20 protein-coding genes and 1 pseudogene are annotated in these 15,170 nt (G+C 41.3%); 13 read left to right on the top strand and 8 right to left on the bottom strand.

Annotated elements, in window-relative coordinates; genetic code table 11:
* Positions 1 to 95: 95 nt before the first annotated feature.
* Positions 96 to 662: a hypothetical protein gene (locus tag HMPREF0083_RS04445; RefSeq protein ID WP_021619877.1), complete on the bottom strand. Its 567-nt coding sequence runs from the start codon at positions 660 to 662 to the stop codon at positions 96 to 98.
* Between the two features lie 291 nt (positions 663 to 953).
* On the opposite strand from HMPREF0083_RS04445, the gene HMPREF0083_RS04440 reads away from it, so the two are divergent.
* The 6 genes from HMPREF0083_RS04440 (at position 954) to HMPREF0083_RS04420 (ending at position 5,775) form a co-directional block, all read left to right on the top strand.
* Positions 954 to 1,391, top strand: a complete 438-nt coding sequence (locus HMPREF0083_RS04440) for a hypothetical protein (protein WP_021619876.1) — start codon at positions 954 to 956, stop codon at positions 1,389 to 1,391.
* A 4-nt stretch (positions 1,392 to 1,395) separates the two neighbouring features.
* Positions 1,396 to 2,589, top strand: coding sequence for an alanine racemase (alr, locus tag HMPREF0083_RS04435; protein ID WP_021619875.1), 1,194 nt, complete (start codon positions 1,396 to 1,398; stop codon positions 2,587 to 2,589).
* A gap of 44 nt (positions 2,590 to 2,633) precedes the next feature.
* Positions 2,634 to 2,801 (top strand): hypothetical protein, encoded by a 168-nt coding sequence (locus HMPREF0083_RS27845; RefSeq protein ID WP_021619874.1) that lies wholly within the window; start codon positions 2,634 to 2,636, stop codon positions 2,799 to 2,801.
* 63 nt (positions 2,802 to 2,864) lie between these two features.
* Complete coding sequence (locus HMPREF0083_RS04430) at positions 2,865 to 3,149, top strand: CopG family ribbon-helix-helix protein (RefSeq protein WP_040301484.1); 285 nt, start codon at positions 2,865 to 2,867, stop codon at positions 3,147 to 3,149.
* Positions 3,150 to 3,152: 3 nt separating this feature from the next.
* Positions 3,153 to 3,503, top strand: coding sequence for a type II toxin-antitoxin system PemK/MazF family toxin (locus HMPREF0083_RS04425; RefSeq protein WP_021619872.1), 351 nt, complete (start codon positions 3,153 to 3,155; stop codon positions 3,501 to 3,503).
* 97 nt (positions 3,504 to 3,600) lie between these two features.
* A complete protein-coding gene (locus tag HMPREF0083_RS04420) occupies positions 3,601 to 5,775 on the top strand; it encodes a Tex family protein (RefSeq protein ID WP_021619871.1) in 2,175 nt (724 codons plus the stop codon).
* Here the strand turns inward: HMPREF0083_RS04420 and cmpA are convergent.
* Together cmpA and HMPREF0083_RS04415 are read right to left on the bottom strand one after the other, a co-directional pair.
* Positions 5,772 to 5,891 (bottom strand): cortex morphogenetic protein CmpA, encoded by a 120-nt coding sequence (gene cmpA / locus HMPREF0083_RS27840; RefSeq protein WP_021619870.1) that lies wholly within the window; start codon positions 5,889 to 5,891, stop codon positions 5,772 to 5,774. The two genes, HMPREF0083_RS04420 and cmpA, sit on opposite strands and share 4 nt — an antisense overlap.
* A gap of 82 nt (positions 5,892 to 5,973) precedes the next feature.
* Positions 5,974 to 6,318, bottom strand: coding sequence for a hypothetical protein (locus HMPREF0083_RS04415; RefSeq protein ID WP_021619869.1), 345 nt, complete (start codon positions 6,316 to 6,318; stop codon positions 5,974 to 5,976).
* Between the two features lie 76 nt (positions 6,319 to 6,394).
* On the opposite strand from HMPREF0083_RS04415, the gene HMPREF0083_RS04410 reads away from it, so the two are divergent.
* The 5 genes from HMPREF0083_RS04410 to rimI are packed head-to-tail and all read left to right on the top strand — an operon-like array spanning position 6,395 to position 9,589.
* A complete protein-coding gene (locus HMPREF0083_RS04410) occupies positions 6,395 to 6,886 on the top strand; it encodes a SprT family protein (RefSeq protein ID WP_040301482.1) in 492 nt (163 codons plus the stop codon).
* Complete coding sequence (gene thiL / locus HMPREF0083_RS04405) at positions 6,864 to 7,895, top strand: thiamine-phosphate kinase (RefSeq protein ID WP_021619867.1); 1,032 nt, start codon at positions 6,864 to 6,866, stop codon at positions 7,893 to 7,895. The genes HMPREF0083_RS04410 and thiL overlap by 23 nt, the downstream gene beginning before the upstream one ends.
* A 22-nt stretch (positions 7,896 to 7,917) precedes the next feature.
* On the top strand, positions 7,918 to 8,397 hold the full coding sequence (tsaE, locus tag HMPREF0083_RS04400; protein WP_051354529.1) for a tRNA (adenosine(37)-N6)-threonylcarbamoyltransferase complex ATPase subunit type 1 TsaE: 480 nt from the start codon (positions 7,918 to 7,920) through the stop codon (positions 8,395 to 8,397).
* Positions 8,378 to 9,091 (top strand): tRNA (adenosine(37)-N6)-threonylcarbamoyltransferase complex dimerization subunit type 1 TsaB, encoded by a 714-nt coding sequence (gene tsaB, locus HMPREF0083_RS04395; protein WP_021619865.1) that lies wholly within the window; start codon positions 8,378 to 8,380, stop codon positions 9,089 to 9,091. The genes tsaE and tsaB overlap by 20 nt, the downstream gene beginning before the upstream one ends.
* Before the next feature lie 12 nt (positions 9,092 to 9,103).
* Entirely contained in the window at positions 9,104 to 9,589 is a 486-nt protein-coding gene (gene rimI / locus HMPREF0083_RS04390) for a ribosomal protein S18-alanine N-acetyltransferase (protein ID WP_040301481.1), read from the top strand.
* Positions 9,590 to 9,704: 115 nt separating this feature from the next.
* Here the strand turns inward: rimI and HMPREF0083_RS28965 are convergent, their stop codons facing one another.
* The 3 genes from HMPREF0083_RS28965 to HMPREF0083_RS26160 form a co-directional block, all read right to left on the bottom strand.
* Positions 9,705 to 10,082 (bottom strand): hypothetical protein, encoded by a 378-nt coding sequence (locus tag HMPREF0083_RS28965; protein WP_021619863.1) that lies wholly within the window; start codon positions 10,080 to 10,082, stop codon positions 9,705 to 9,707.
* A gap of 152 nt (positions 10,083 to 10,234) precedes the next feature.
* Positions 10,235 to 11,212, bottom strand: a complete 978-nt coding sequence (locus HMPREF0083_RS04380; RefSeq protein WP_021619862.1) for a hypothetical protein — start codon at positions 11,210 to 11,212, stop codon at positions 10,235 to 10,237.
* 67 nt (positions 11,213 to 11,279) lie between these two features.
* Positions 11,280 to 12,050: a hypothetical protein gene (locus tag HMPREF0083_RS26160; RefSeq protein ID WP_021619861.1), complete on the bottom strand. Its 771-nt coding sequence runs from the start codon at positions 12,048 to 12,050 to the stop codon at positions 11,280 to 11,282.
* 227 nt (positions 12,051 to 12,277) lie between these two features.
* On the opposite strand from HMPREF0083_RS26160, the gene HMPREF0083_RS04370 reads away from it, so the two are divergent.
* The gene (locus tag HMPREF0083_RS04370) at positions 12,278 to 12,640 is read left to right on the top strand and encodes a hypothetical protein (RefSeq protein ID WP_040301479.1); all 363 of its coding nucleotides are present in this window, start codon (positions 12,278 to 12,280) and stop codon (positions 12,638 to 12,640) included.
* Between the two features lie 91 nt (positions 12,641 to 12,731).
* Positions 12,732 to 13,316 (top strand): hypothetical protein, encoded by a 585-nt coding sequence (locus HMPREF0083_RS04365; protein ID WP_021619859.1) that lies wholly within the window; start codon positions 12,732 to 12,734, stop codon positions 13,314 to 13,316.
* 173 nt (positions 13,317 to 13,489) lie between these two features.
* Here the strand turns inward: HMPREF0083_RS04365 and HMPREF0083_RS30065 are convergent, their stop codons facing one another.
* Entirely contained in the window at positions 13,490 to 13,732 is a 243-nt protein-coding gene (locus HMPREF0083_RS30065; RefSeq protein WP_021619858.1) for an N-terminal phage integrase SAM-like domain-containing protein, read from the bottom strand.
* Between the two features lie 397 nt (positions 13,733 to 14,129).
* A pseudogene (locus HMPREF0083_RS04355) lies at positions 14,130 to 14,309 on the bottom strand (Arm DNA-binding domain-containing protein); the annotation flags it as partial.
* Between the last annotated feature and the right edge of the window lie 861 nt (positions 14,310 to 15,170).

The raw sequence follows: 15,170 nt of genomic DNA, 5'->3' as shown, positions 1-15,170 counted from the left end.
TCGGGAGTGTCGGTTCGACCCCGACCATCGGTACTATGCGTATGAAAAAGCACTTTTCTCTAATGTACAGGAGAGAAGTGCTTTTTCTGTTGATTTTAGAGCATATTTTTTAACATGGATTGAACCATCGGATGTTGCAGTAATTTTGCTATATCGGTAAAATTTACACCGCTCAGCATATCACTTAGACCGTCTTTTTTAATTGCTTTTCCCGCCACCTTCCCTCCTTGTTTTGTTGTTTTAGTAGCGACTCCGCTATTTAACCCTTTTTTTATTAGCCCCTGTACAGCAGGATTTTGAAGCATTTCTGCTATTCCGGCTATATCGAATCCTTTTCCTCCGTTCTTTCCTAATCCCAAGGGCAGAGTCTTGGATTCAGGTTCAAGCCCATGTTTTTTTTCCGGAATCGGTAAAGGCGAGGCGCGACGATGCGGTTGCTGTTCTGAATTGGGACGTTTTCGTGTTCTTGCCTTTCGAGAGGGCTGCTCGATTTTAACTTGGTTCAGTTGTGCAAGCATGTTTTCGATTTTATTCATGTTTTCTCTTGCTTCATGCATCCGGCGCTCCATTTCGGAAAGGGATGTTTCGATCTCGCTTAATCGTTTGTCTACAGCTTCTTTTTCCACTATTGTGGCATTTCTTCTTCTCGACTGTCGTGCCATCCCTCATCACCTCCTTTTATAGCTAACTACATATACTCTATACATAGTGTATGTAGCAATAAAACCAATAGGGATAAGGCATGTACCCAGATTGGCGGGATATCTGCTATACTGGACATAATATAAGAAGAAACGGAGATCCGTGTGAGTATCTCGTGCTGCATCTTAAAGAGGAGACTCTTTGACAGAGTACCTCGGGTGTAAACATGATGAGGGTCCATTTTTTTAAGCGGATCACCGGACTTTTTGTTGCCTATTCTACAAAATGAACGATGGGGGAACGAAATTTGCATGAAAAAGCAACAGGGAAACATATTGCGCCATGAAGAGGCGAGCGCGAAAGATATCTACTTAAAGCGTCCAGTTACGTACAAGCTAATCGAGACGCTGCTTTATATTATTGTAATGTTTGGCCTCTTAAACTTCCTGCCACAAGGTCGTATGACCGTATTTATTATCGCTATGGCAGCAGCTATTATTATCGTAGGGTTTGCGCCGTTGATTTACAAAGCAATTTTGCATCCAACATATAAGCTCTCACGTACACATCTTGTTCTGCGTGTCGGAAAGAATGAAGAGAGCGTACCGCTAAACGAATTGCAACGTGTCAGTGTGTGGAAACCGACGTACCGGACCCGAAGCGGGAAGAAATATCATGTGATGGCTTCACAAGAGTTCCTTGAAGAAGTAGATAAACAGATTGCACGTATACAGAAAAGAGGGAAATAAGCTAATGGAAGAAGCAGGAGAGTATTACCGAGATGTCTGGGCCGAGATTAATCTTGATGCTATCGGAAAGAATATCCAGACATTCCGTAAACATATTCCCGCAGAGACGAAGATTATGGCTGTGGTAAAAGCGGATGGCTATGGGCATGGGGCGTATAGAGTGGCTCAAAAGGCGTTAAGCGAGGGGGCTGAGTGGCTTGGTGTAGCCTTGCTGGACGAAGCACTAGAGCTTCGCAGTCAAGGTATTACGGCTCCTATTCTTGTGCTTAGTTCATTTCCAGCACGTGGCATTGAAATCGCTATTAGACACGATATTGTTATGACCGTATACCAACAAGATATGGCAAAAGAGATATGTCGAAAAGCAGAAGAACTACAAAAGGTTGCAAAAATTCATATGAAAGTCGATACAGGAATGGGACGAATCGGCATGTGTACAGCGGAAGAGCTTAGAGCGTTCCTTGATTGTGTGGAGACTTGCCCATGGATCGAAATTGAAGGCATGTTTACTCATTTTGCTACCGCTGACGAAGAAGATACTGCATATACGCTTGAACAATATCGTATGTTTGAAAAATTGATCGATGAATTGAAGGCGCGTGGCATCACGATTCCGCTTTTGTATACAAACAACAGTGCTGCTGCCATGTTCTATCCGGAGAAAAGTCGACATATGATCCGTTTGGGAATTAGTTTATATGGTCAGTACCCTTCCGACTATGCTAAAACGACGAATATTCCTCTTATGCCGGCTTTCAGTTGGAAGGCACGCATAAGCCATGTTAAGCGGGTTCCCAAAGGGGCAAAAGTTAGCTATGGGGCCACATACGAGGCATTGCAGGAGGCCGTAATAGCAACTATTCCAGTGGGCTATGCAGATGGTTATAATCGCCTTTTGTCGAATAAAGGCTATGTGTTGATTAAAGGGGAGCGTGCACCGATCGCAGGAAGAGTTTGCATGGACCAATTTATGGTCGACGTTACACATATTCCTGATATAGCTGTGGGAGAAGAAGTTGTGCTTATTGGTAAACAGGGAAACGACGAGATTTCTGTTGATGAAATGGCGAAGTGGCTTACAACAATTAATTATGAGGTAACCTGCATGGTTAGTAAGCGAGTTCCACGTGTATACATGGAGAATGGCAGGATTGTTTCAGTCAGCAACCGTATATCGACAAGTTTTTGTCAGGAATAGCCGTATAAAAACGCGATTCCTCCTGTTGTGACACAGGGGGAATCATGGTACAATCAGTAAGAATCAAGATAGGGACCAAAATCTCTTCTAAAAATGGAGAAGAGGGGCAGGAATTTGCCGGTATTGCTCGAATAGTAAGAAAGGGAGTCGAACGCTCCCGCTTGTCGAACGGCGTAAAGTATATTTTTGTATGGGCTACGCCATACTGGTAATGTGTCTTTCGCGTGGTCTTTCAACTTGTGAAAATGTTGTATAGCGTTGGTGTTGGAGGTGCGATGGTCTTGTCTAAAATGGACACGAAGCGTATCATGATTAGCTTGCCAGATCATCTATTACAGGAAGTGGATGGATTGGTTGAAAAGGAAAAATCAAATCGCAGTGAATTTATCCGTCAGGCAATGAGATTGTATTTGAAAGAACGTAAAAAGCGTCATATCCGTGAGATGATGCAGCGCGGGTATATGGAGATGGCAAACATCAATTTGCATATGGCGAGCGAGGCTTTTCAAGCCGAAGAAGAGGCCGATCTGACGTTGGGACGTTTAGTGAGCGGGGTGTAGTGTGTGATCGTGAAGCGTGGCGACGTATATTTTGCGGATTTATCCCCCGTTGTCGGATCGGAGCAGGGCGGAGTCCGGCCCGTATTGGTCATACAGAATGATATAGGGAACCGATTCAGTCCGACAGTAATCGTCGCAGCCATTACGGCACAAATACAAAAAGCTAAGTTGCCTACTCATGTGGAGATCGATGCGAAAACGTATGCATTTGACCGTGATTCCGTTATTCTTCTTGAACAGATACGTACGATCGACAAACAAAGGCTAACGGATAAGATCACACACCTGGACGAAGAGATGATGGAACGGGTAAATGACGCTCTCCAGATTAGTTTAGGACTTATTGATTTTTAAGATATTCATGAATGTATTTGATTCCTAAGAGGCTGCTGTGAAACACGGTAGCTTTTTTTCGTTGAGTGACAAAAAAGCCCCGGAAGGATGTAGGTCCATGGAAGTAAAACAGATGGTTTTGGTTATTGCAGAGGAATTGCGAATTGCTCAGGGACAAGTGGAACGTACGATTTCTCTGCTGGACGAAGGCAGCACAGTCCCATTTATTGCTCGTTATCGCAAGGAAATGACTGGTATGCTGGATGAGAATCAGATTCGTTCCATTCAGGAGCGCGTCCAATATCTACGACAGTTGGAGGAGCGGAAAGAAGAAGTCATTCGCTTGATTGCTGAGCAGGATAAATTGACGGACGAGCTGGAAACCGAGATTCGCCGCTCCGTTAAACTTCAGCAGGTGGAAGATTTATATCGTCCCTTCAAGCAGAAACGCCGGACTCGGGCTACTGTAGCTAAAGAGAAAGGGTTAGAACCGCTCGCCGGATTTATGCTGTCTGCGCGTAGTGGAAGTCTGGAAAAAGAGGCTTTAAAATATGTAAACGGAGAAAAGGGCGTGGAATCGGTTGAGGAAGCCATACAGGGTGCCTCAGATATCATCGCCGAGCAAATAGCAGATGATCCGAATGTACGCAGCTGGGTGCGTGAATACACGATGAAGCGGGCTACATTGTCTACTGTTAAAAAGGAAGATGAGTCGTCTGAGAAAAAGGTATATGAAATGTACTATGAATACAGCGAACCTGCTTCTCGTATCGCTCCACACCGTGTGCTTGCGGTAAATCGTGCAGAGCGGGAAGGCATTCTACGTGTAAAAATTGAGCTTGATTTCCTGCCAATTCTACAGCACCTTGAACGAAAGTGGATTCGCAGAGAAAGCGTTGCTTCTGCCCCGCTTAAAGCAACCATAGAGGATAGCTACAAACGTTTGATTGCTCCAGCCGTAGAACGCGAGGTACGTGGACTATTAACAGAAAAAGCGGAAGAACAAGCTATCCATATTTTTTCCGAGAACCTGCGTCAGCTTTTACTTCAAGCACCGCTTAGAAATCGTGTTGTACTTGCTTTGGATCCGGCATATCGAACCGGCTGTAAAACAGCCGTGATTGATGAAACTGGAAAGCTGTTAGAGGTAGCAGTCGTATATCCAACGCCACCACAGAACAAAATAGCAGAAGCAAAGCGAATACTAATCGAACTTATCGAAAAATATGGAGTGCAAGTAATTGCCATTGGCAATGGGACCGCCTCAAGAGAAACGGAACAGTTTACGGTAGATATGCTTAAAGAGATAAATCGTGATATTTCATATATTATTGTTAATGAAGCTGGAGCTAGCGTGTATTCAGCCTCGAAGCTGGCCGGGGAAGAGTTCCCGGATTTAGATGTAGCTGAGCGCAGCGCTGTATCGATCGGACGGCGGCTTCAGGATCCGTTGGCAGAACTGGTTAAAATTGATCCGAAATCTATTGGCGTAGGACAATATCAACACGATGTATCACAGAGCAAGCTGTCGGACAGCCTGGAGTTCATCGTCGAATCCGCAGTGAACTATGTTGGAGTAGATGTTAATACGGCTTCCACTGCGCTCCTACAATACGTATCTGGCGTCTCGAAACAAGTGGCGAAAAACATCGTCGGACGTAGAGAAGAGGCAGGCAAGTATACATCACGAAATCAATTAAAAGAAGTGCCTCGCCTCGGAGCAAAAACATACGAGCAATGTATAGGCTTTCTTCGCATTTCCGAGGGGGAAAATCCTCTTGATAATACGCCTATTCATCCGGAATCATATAAGAGTGTGGCTGCACTTTTAAAAGAACTGGGAATCCGTCCAGAAGAGATCACAAGTGAGCAGGCGAAGGCAAAGTTTAAAGAAGTAAATGTAAAAGAAATGGCCCGGACACTGAACATTGGAGAGCCGACAATGCACGATATCATCGCCAGCTTGCTCCGCCCAGGACGTGATCCACGGGAAGAACTGCATAAGCCAATGCTGAAAAAAGACGTGCTTGATATTACTGACTTGACACAGGGGATGGAGTTGCAAGGAACCGTACGTAATGTAGTCGATTTTGGCGCATTTGTTGATATTGGGCTTAAGAATGATGGTCTGGTTCACATTTCACAATTGAGTCGCCGATTTGTCAAACATCCGCTTGATGTCGTTTCCGTAGGAGAGATTGTGACTGTGTGGGTTAAAGACATAGACGTAAAGAAAGGCCGTGTTGGGTTGACGATGTTAGAACCGGAAACAGGGGCGGCTGAAAAGCGTTAGCTTTGCCCCCCTTGCTTCTCATTATATAAAAACCAGCAATCATTCAGCAGCAGAATCTGCCGCCGATTTTTCGTCTGAAATGCTTTCAATAGCTGGCGTTTCAGCCACTGCGGCATTCTGTTCCCTCCCGTCACATGATATGTGGTCAGGCCTATATCAAAGTATCTTTTATCACTATATGTAACGGAAGGATAAATGTTACTCGTATTCGCCTTCTTCTACTAAATATTCGAGCTGTGCATGCAGTGCACGAATCTCAGTCAATAAGGCGATAAGCGGATAATTTTCTTCCTGTAAAGAAGCGAATCGTTTCTCTAAATCTGCCAGATAATCGATGCCTTGAATGATGCTGGCAGTCTGGTCGTGTAATTCAAGCTCCGTACATTCTGCGATTACTTCCGGAAGCGCAGGGCGCTCGGAGACGGTCAGTTTGTCGATTTCTTTATGAAGACGATGCAGCAGCGCAACGAGCTGATACATATAGCTATCAGGCATAGCAACAAATTGTAATTCTGTTTCTGTTGATAAAATACAGTAGCGCATTATGGTTCCCCCTTTCATATGTACGTTCACAAGTGTAGCGCATGTTGGGGATAGGTGCAAGAATGGAGGCGAGAAGATGGAGAGCTTAACGGAGGCGCAGCTGCAGCAGCTTGTTGAGCGAATCTCTACCGAAGATTTTACCCGTCCGTTCGCACACCGCGCTTATTTTAATCCGCGTCTGCGGACGACTGGCGGTCGCTATGTATTGCGAACACATAATATTGAATTAAACCCTAGACACTATGAGGCTTTTGGCATGGAAGAGCTGGTAGGGATCATTAAGCATGAGCTTTGCCATTACCACCTTCATCTGACAGGTCGGGGATATAAACATAAAGATGCAGATTTTAAACAATTGCTAAAACAAGTGGGTGGCAGTCGATACTGCCGCTCACTTGCCCCGCGCAAAAAACAGGAATACCGTTATGAGCTACTATGCAAACAATGCGGCATGCGTTATTTACGTAAACGGCGCATGAATACCAAAAAATACGTCTGTGGCAAATGCCGAGGTTCTTTGATGCTGCGGGAAGTGGAGGATATTCATGACAGAAAATCGGCGCGATGAGTTCGGGCTTATCTCATATGTAACGGGCCGGCAGAAAGTGCCTACAACGCTTAGGAAGCGAATTACGGTTGGCAACGGTGATGATGCGGCCATTGTTGCTGGGCGCGTGAACTATGAGTGGGTTGCTTGCTGCGATACGATGGTAGAAGATGTGCATTTTAAGCGTCAGACAATGCTGCCAAGCGATATTGGCCATAAAGCGCTGGCATCCAACATTAGCGATGTGGCAGCGATGGGTGGAATTCCGCTGTTTTATCTTGTATCGTTAGGCTTACCGCATACATGGAGCGAGGAAGAAGTAGCCGAAATCTATGACGGGATGGGGGCATTGGCTCTTCGTTACAATATGGCGCTTATCGGAGGGGACACGGTCGCGGTATCTGGACCTTTGACATTGACAATTACTGTGCTTGGAGAAGTGGAGCGGGGGCATGGTCTGCTCCGCAGTAGTGCCCGGCCTGGTGATGCCGTATTTTTGACTGGAACAGTAGGCGATTCAGGGGCCGGTCTTGACATTTTGCTGCAAGAGCGATGGGGTATTGCTAACATTCCGGCTGAATGGATGCCTCTGGCTAATCGGCATCGTCTGCCGGAACCTGATGTGCAAGCTGGACGCTTGCTGGCGACGAGCGGTATTCGTGTCGCATTGAACGACATTAGTGATGGATTAGCAAGCGAAGCCTGGGAAATCGCTCAAGCGAGTAACGTGAGGCTGGAGTTGGAGGAAGCGGCAATTCCATTGAGTGCACCGATTCTTCACTATGCTGATGTGAGTGGGAATAATGCTCTGGATTGGGCGTTTTACGGAGGAGAAGATTATCGACTTGTCGGCTGTGTTTCTGCAAAACATAAAGAGAACATAAGTCGAGCTTTTGCAGAAAGAGAGCTTCCCCTGTACTGGATCGGAGAAGTGCAAGCTGGCTCTCCGGAGGTAAGGATTCACTGGCAAAATGGGGAAAGTACAACGCTCCCGAAAAAAGGGTATAATCATTTTAATGAAGAACGGTAAGTTCGCGTAGGAAGTGATGATGATGAGAGCTGCACAAACATATACATTTCACACCCATTCCATGCAAGAAACCCAAGTGTTAGCTGAAAGCGTCGGTCGGCTAGTGGAACCCGGAGATGTTTTTACGCTGACAGGTGATTTAGGCGCTGGAAAGACGACTTTTACGCAAGGGCTAGCCCGAGGCATGGAAATTAGCGGTGTAGTCAACAGTCCGACGTTTACGATTATTAAAGAGTATATGGGGCGTTTGCCTCTTTATCATATGGATGTATATCGTATGGAGGATGAACTGGAAGATTTGGGCTTCGACGAGTATTTCTACGGGGATGGCGTGACGGTAGTAGAGTGGCCGCAGATGATTGCAGAGCAGCTTCCTGCCGAGCATTGTGAGATTGCAATTACTCGTGGAGAAGGCGATGATCGGACGCTTGTTTTTACGGCATATGGTAGACGATATGAAACAGTATGTGAGGCGATAAAGAATGACCATTCTGGCAATTGATACATCGAATTTCAGTCTGGGCATTGCTGTATGCACAGAAAATAAAGTGCTCGGCGAATGTATAACCAATCTGAAAAAAAATCACAGCGTTCGACTTATGCCGATGATCAGCCAACTATTGGATGAGGTGGAAGTCGAGCCATCCGAGTTAAAGGCAATTACAGTAGCGAGAGGCCCTGGATCGTATACAGGTGTGAGGATTGGTGTCGCTACTGCCAAAAGTATGGCTTGGGCACTTAATATTCCATTAATCGGGATTTCTAGTCTGGAGGTATTGGCCTGGAATGGTGCTTATTTCCCGGGCCGGATTGTTCCCTTCTTCGATGCGCGCCGTGGGCAAGTATATACGGGTGTATACCATCAGGCACCAGGAGGCGGAGTATGTCTTGCAGAGGCTGAACGAATCGTTCTGTTGGAACAGGTGCTTGAGGAATGGAAAGCAGCAAATGCCCAAGCACCAATGCTGTTTCTGAGCGATGATATCGCTATCCATCAAGATACCATTCAGAACATCATGGGAGAGCAAGCACTGTTTGCTCCGGCATCGTATCGAGTTCCGCATGCAGCTCATCTCGCCGCAGCGGGCTGGAAAGCCCTCAAGGATGGCCGTATTGAAGATACGCAAACATTCACTCCGGTCTATCTTCAGTTGGCGGAAGCGGAAGCCAAGTGGCTTGCCAGCCAGAAGAAGTAGGGAGGCAATACGATGTCAGATGAGTGTATCATTCGGCGTATGGAGATGAAAGACCTTGATGGGATCGAGGAAGTGGAGCGGCTTTCATTTCAAACGCCCTGGTCAAGGGATTCGTTTATTAATGAGTTAAAGCAAAATGTATTTGCTAGATACTTTGTAGCGGAGAAAGCCAGACAAATTGTTGGATATGGTGGGATGTGGCTTGTGTTGGATGAAGCTCACATTACTAACGTTGCCATTCATCCTGATTACCGTGGACAATATTTTGGTGAAAAACTGATGCACCGGTTAATGGAGTATGCTGCAGATTCCGGTGCTACTGCCATGACACTTGAAGTGCGTCGCAGCAATGAAACAGCAAAAGGACTGTATAGGAAACTTGGATTCGTGGAAGAAGGGATTCGGCCTGGCTATTATACAGACAACGGAGAAGATGCTATTATTATGTGGTTAAAATTAGACGAAAATAAAGATAAGCGGAAAACCCTTGATTTATAAGGGTTTTCTATCGGATCGATAGGCGTTCCAACCCAATTAGCTGCAACTAAATCAGATGATTGATAAGCCTGTCCTAATCTAAGCTTCCATTCATTTTGTCGTGTCTTCTGCCTTTTTAAACATTGCACCACAAAATCAGATATTGTAATGATTCGTTTCGAGCCTTTACATGCTCAAGAAATTGATAGGCCTCTTTCATGTTCCAGATAGCCATATTTTTCTTTTGAATTTTTGGAGCCTTAACTGCTATCATCACATTCTTTTCTATCAAGCCCCATTCAAGTGCCGAGCGAAATGTCTTGGTGAGAATGGAGTGTAACTGTTTAATATAGGAAGCAGACAGTCCTTCCTCCATTTTTTTTGAATAGAATTTTTGAATATCAAACGTGTTACTTTCATAAATTAATGGCGTTTTTCTTTCATATGGATGACATATTAAAAAGGGATAGTGACAAGGTAGCTGCTCTAGGGGGAGTGACAGGGTTCCTGTCATAGGCCGCAAAGTAGCTTTTGATACCTCTAAAAAGAAGTAAACACAAAAAAAGAAAACCTCGTTACATATTAACGAGGTCAAGATTCGTAATTGAGGTACACTTTAGTTTTGTTGTTCAAGTCGTACATATAGTTCTTTTTTGAGTAAACTAATTAATTTAGTATCAAGTAATTATTAATATAGGCTCCCGAATGTTCAAATATTTTTTTAACTTGCTTTTGATTAAAATCATAAAAATAGAGGGCATTTTGGGGAGCGGTTGTATTCTCGTTGGTCTCAGCTGTAAAATAAAACCCTTTTTTGTCAGGGGAATAATAAAGATTATCAATGGCGCCATAACCTTTAAGATCTATAAACGTCTTTTTGTCCTTTTCTAGTGCGTATACTTTTTTTTGTTTAAATACAGTAGGAGAACTAGCTATTACCATAAAATCACTTTGATTGTAAAATGGAGCAAATGTGTGTAATTTCTCTTTCGTTTCATATATTTTTTTCATATCCGTCCCTGTTTTATCGTATTTAAAAACTTGATAAGTAGGTGGAATTACGTCGGGTGTTTGCCTTTTATATCGTATCTCGTCATTTTTATTTCGTTCCTTTTCAGAGAAAAAAGAGGCATAAATTTGTTGATGGAATGGATCGTAGGACAAGGTTTCTAAAGAATTGTCGAAATCATTTTCATTCCAAAAATAAAGTTTTTTGCTTTTTATATCGTAAGTAGCAAGCTGTGTATTATGATGCCCTTTTTTTGTTGCACCTAATATAATTCGCTCTTCAAGAGGAACGAGATATGAAAGGGAATATAAATCATTCGTCAATTTTTCTTTTTTCTTTGTTTTTAAATCCAGCTTTACAAGTTGATCCGAACCTGTAGAATCCCTTTCCGAATAATATACAATTTGGTTTTTCTTATCTATTGCTCCTAAAGAATACTGAGCGGTCATTGGTACATGGGCAATATCTTTCCATTTTCCAGTAGTAAGATCAAAATCTACAAAATGAATAAAAATCCCCTGTTTATTTGCTTCCGAATAGGTAATAGAAAGGTAAGGTGATTTTACCTCATTACCTGTACAACCACTTAAATTAAAAATAGATAGGATTAACAAAAATATCGTAAAGTATCTCATAATTCTCCCTCTAAATTGTAATGCAAAAGGAGGCTACCCCAAAATTTATGAGTTAGCCTCTTTGATGTTACTTATTTCGGAAATATCTTCCATTAACTTTGTTATCTTTTGCTTTTAATTTCGTCATCATTCCCGGCCGAATATCTAAAACAGCATCTCCTAGTGTTCCGATACCATTCTTATATACAGTATCTGCTACATTGCTGTCTGTATTTCTGACACTAATAGGTGTATTAGGTTTTGGATTATCAACTGACTGTTTAGTAGCGCAATCAGTTGTTCCCAACCCCTGTTTATCACTTCCATTTGTATCTGTGAATGTGGTTAATTTCCCTTCTCCTAAAACAGAAGTACTACTTATTGTAATTTTGTTACTGCTCTTTCCGTATATGTACACACCATTTGGTAGAGTTGTTCCCTTAGGCAATGCTTTTCCTTCATCAGGAACTGCTGCATAAGTTGTCACACCACTAGTAGTTATTTTGTTTGGTAATCCCATACCATCATACGATACTCGCATTCCGGGTTCCGGTGCTGGTAGGACTGGATCTTCAAGATAATGGACAGGAAGAGACGGAAGTTCTTTTTGTATTTCCTCCATAATGCGACGCTCATTAGCAGTTATTTCTTCTTGCTGTGCCTTAAACTGTTCTTGAGAGATAGCATTATCAGATAGTGGATTTTCTGAATCTGCAATACTGTTCTTCTCAACTATCACATGCATATTATTATTCTCATCATACTCAATTATAGTACCAGGTTGCATAATAGCGGGAATCGTTGTCCCTGTATTCTTAGATTCGGCGAATACATTAGAAAAAATACCTCCAAAAATCATATTTTGTAAAATATAACCAAGTGATATTTTACATTCATTACACTTTTTGTAAAAGGGTAATGACAGGGTTCCTGCTCTAGTCTGTCAGATATTTTCCATATGAAAGAAAAGTTTCATTAATTTATGAAAGTAACACATTATTTTCAGGAATTGAATAGTTAAAAATAAATCATGTATTTTTTTATATTTAGGAAATGTTTGGGAACAATACTTACGAGGTGTTTCTCATGAGAAAAATTGTTATTTCCACTTTTATCATTATCCTAAGTAGCTCTTTTACTATCTTAGGAACATATGGCCATGCATTAGCAAGCCAGAGTCTTACATTTGAAGGAAGTTCAGAGAATTGGAGGGGGAAAGTTACATTTAGTTCAACAAACAAAAAGTTAGATCAAAATACAGTCATTGTCCCAAAAGATACTTATGGAATAATGACTAATGTGAAGGTTAAAACATCTTTTGACAATAACCATGATATAAGCCAAATTTCAACTTTCGAACAAGCAAAAAAAGAAGTTACATTCGTGAAAATCGAAGTTGAATGGATACAAGGACATGAGAAGCGAACGGAAGTAATTATCGCCAAATAAGCCCTATAGTAGACAAAAGCGAGCATACATAAAAAAGCCTATTTCTTTAATTGTATAGTCTAATCTATAAATTTTAGGAGGACATGGGAAGGTGAAAAAAATTGCTGCAACCATTATGGCTTCAACTTTGTTATTGCCCATAGGACAAGTCATTTACGCAAGTACGAAGCAAAATGCAAATACACTTACTACTAACAGCAAAATGCCAGTTACAAGTGTAAAGAAACCATTCACCGATCCTTTATACGACATTAATCTGGATAACCCATTGGGCTATGATGCCTCTTCAATAGAAGAATCAGTGTCTCAATTCGAAAAAACTTACAATAAGGATGTTATGTTACCTCAATATATACCATTTATTCCTACACATTCAGGTGGTAATTTTGCTGAAACACAAAAAATAGTCACAGTTGATTACTTAAACAAAGAAACAAATGAGCGTTTGTGTATGATGGTTTTCCTCAGGCCAGAACAATCTGTAGAAGAAGGTAAAACCGGAAAGTATGTTGACTTAAATAATGGAACTAAGGCTGTGTACTATCATCTTCCAGAATCAAAAAATGAATTTATGCGTTTTAAGAAAGGAGACTTGCTATATTATATAACTATTTCAAAAAATAACAGGAACGAAAAGTTGGATGATTTAATGAAAGTAGCTAATTCACTAACATAAAGAATTACAATCAAAGCGAAATTTAATTTAGTAAAAAGAGCTTTATTTATGGAGAAGGGTTTAAACTAAAAGAACTTAATAAGGCAACATCCATAATCAAAAAATGAGTAAGGGATCATTTTTCATCTCTCACTCATTTTTTATTGTGAACAGTATATTATGACAATTTTCAATTAGAAAACCGCCATTGATTCGTAAAAGTAACAATCAAACGGTTTGATATCTTTAAGTTTTTTGTTCCCTAAAACGGGTAGAAGGTGCTTCTTTGTCATGAATATTTGATTGTTGTAAGTAGAAGTACGAGTAGAATGCTTAACCTTATTCTCCATAAACTCGATAAGAAATTCACCTATAGTTCCATTACAGATTTTCCGAGCGAGAAAGCCCACGAAGGTCTGTAGACCGCCTTTAGGCATGGGATGATAGCGAGGTCGGAAACGGTGTGATTTTTGCCACATCAAGTTTCCAAAATATGCTATACTTGGTGTAGACACGTACAAGTCTTTAAAACGCTTATGTGTTCATTGAAAATTAGATATTGTATGAGGTTGTGCGAACAAATTCATTTCGCACGTAAAACAATATGTGTCGTCAAGCAAAAGACGCTAAAACATATGTTGAACACTCAAAAAAATCTGTGATTGATGGTAACAGTCAATCAGCCTAAGATGCTAAATGCACTGTCTTAGGAGGGGCAATGAGATGCCCTCATCTTGCAGGCTGTTCAAAACAGAAATGGACTGCGAACGCTTAGTCATGCAAGAATCCCACTGGCGTTAGTCAGCTTTCCCCTTTAGGGGTGGGAGTCTCAATTTCTTTGATATATCCTCCCGTTTCTATTTTTGTAATCATCTCAGCGCATGCTTTCTCAGCCTCCTTTTTTGTTTTAAACCCACTGACTGTTTTTTGCTTCCGTTTTCCTGTTTCCGGATCGCGTCCTATATCAATGGAGAATGACCATTTAGAGCCGCGTTTGCGAAAATATCCTTTCATAAAATTTGCCCCCTTTACGTGAATAATGTGGATAAACTGTGAACAAAATGTGTATAACAAAATAGGAATATACTTTCTGCTTTATAGTTAAGAAGGGGCTGTTCAGAAAGTCAGCCTAACCGACTTTCTGAACAGCCCCTTCTTTTTACTTTAGGATAATGTAACTGGATGTCAAAAAGTATTTAATATAACTTCAAATAAATGTTTTAAAGAAGTCTTAAAACCAAAGTTTTAGAGTAAATTTATAACAACTTAATGTGATTTTTAGTCATTAATACAGCACTGACTATCCAGAAAATCGTTTGGAAAATCGATAGATAGTATCCCCAATGAAGCATTTGGAATGTATGAATTAAAGAAATAATGCAAGTATAGAAAATTAATACTCCTAAAATTATCAAGATAACATACTTTGTCCATGTAGGAACACTTTTACTTTCGGGTAGAATTTCTAAGCTGTAAAGTATCCCAATTAAAAATATAAAAATAATAACTTTTCCGATAAGAACAAGAAGAGGCGTATTAACAAGAAAGGCACCTAATCCTGGCTCCATATTTTGAAATTCAGTTGATAAGTATTCATCAAAATTATTGCTGTTTTTCCTTTGTAATGCGGTAGCCCAGCTAAACAAAACCCAAAAGATTAAATAAAATTTTTCACTTTTGAATAGTACTCTAAAATGTTGTTTCTTGATAGTTTTCCTCTATCTTTATAAGTTTTTGAAAAGTAACCAAGTGGATAAGATAGTAAAATTCAGTTGTGACATTTACCAATTTATTAAAATCATTTATTTAACTTTTAGTACATTTAATATATTATATCAAGAGTGTTGATTATCCAGTATAATCCAGAGTAGATCG

Source organism: Aneurinibacillus aneurinilyticus ATCC 12856, from assembly GCF_000466385.1.
Lineage (GTDB): Bacteria > Bacillota > Bacilli > Aneurinibacillales > Aneurinibacillaceae > Aneurinibacillus > Aneurinibacillus aneurinilyticus.
Note: the sequence above shows the minus strand (reverse complement) of the source record. Positions and strands in the feature narration are given on the sequence as shown.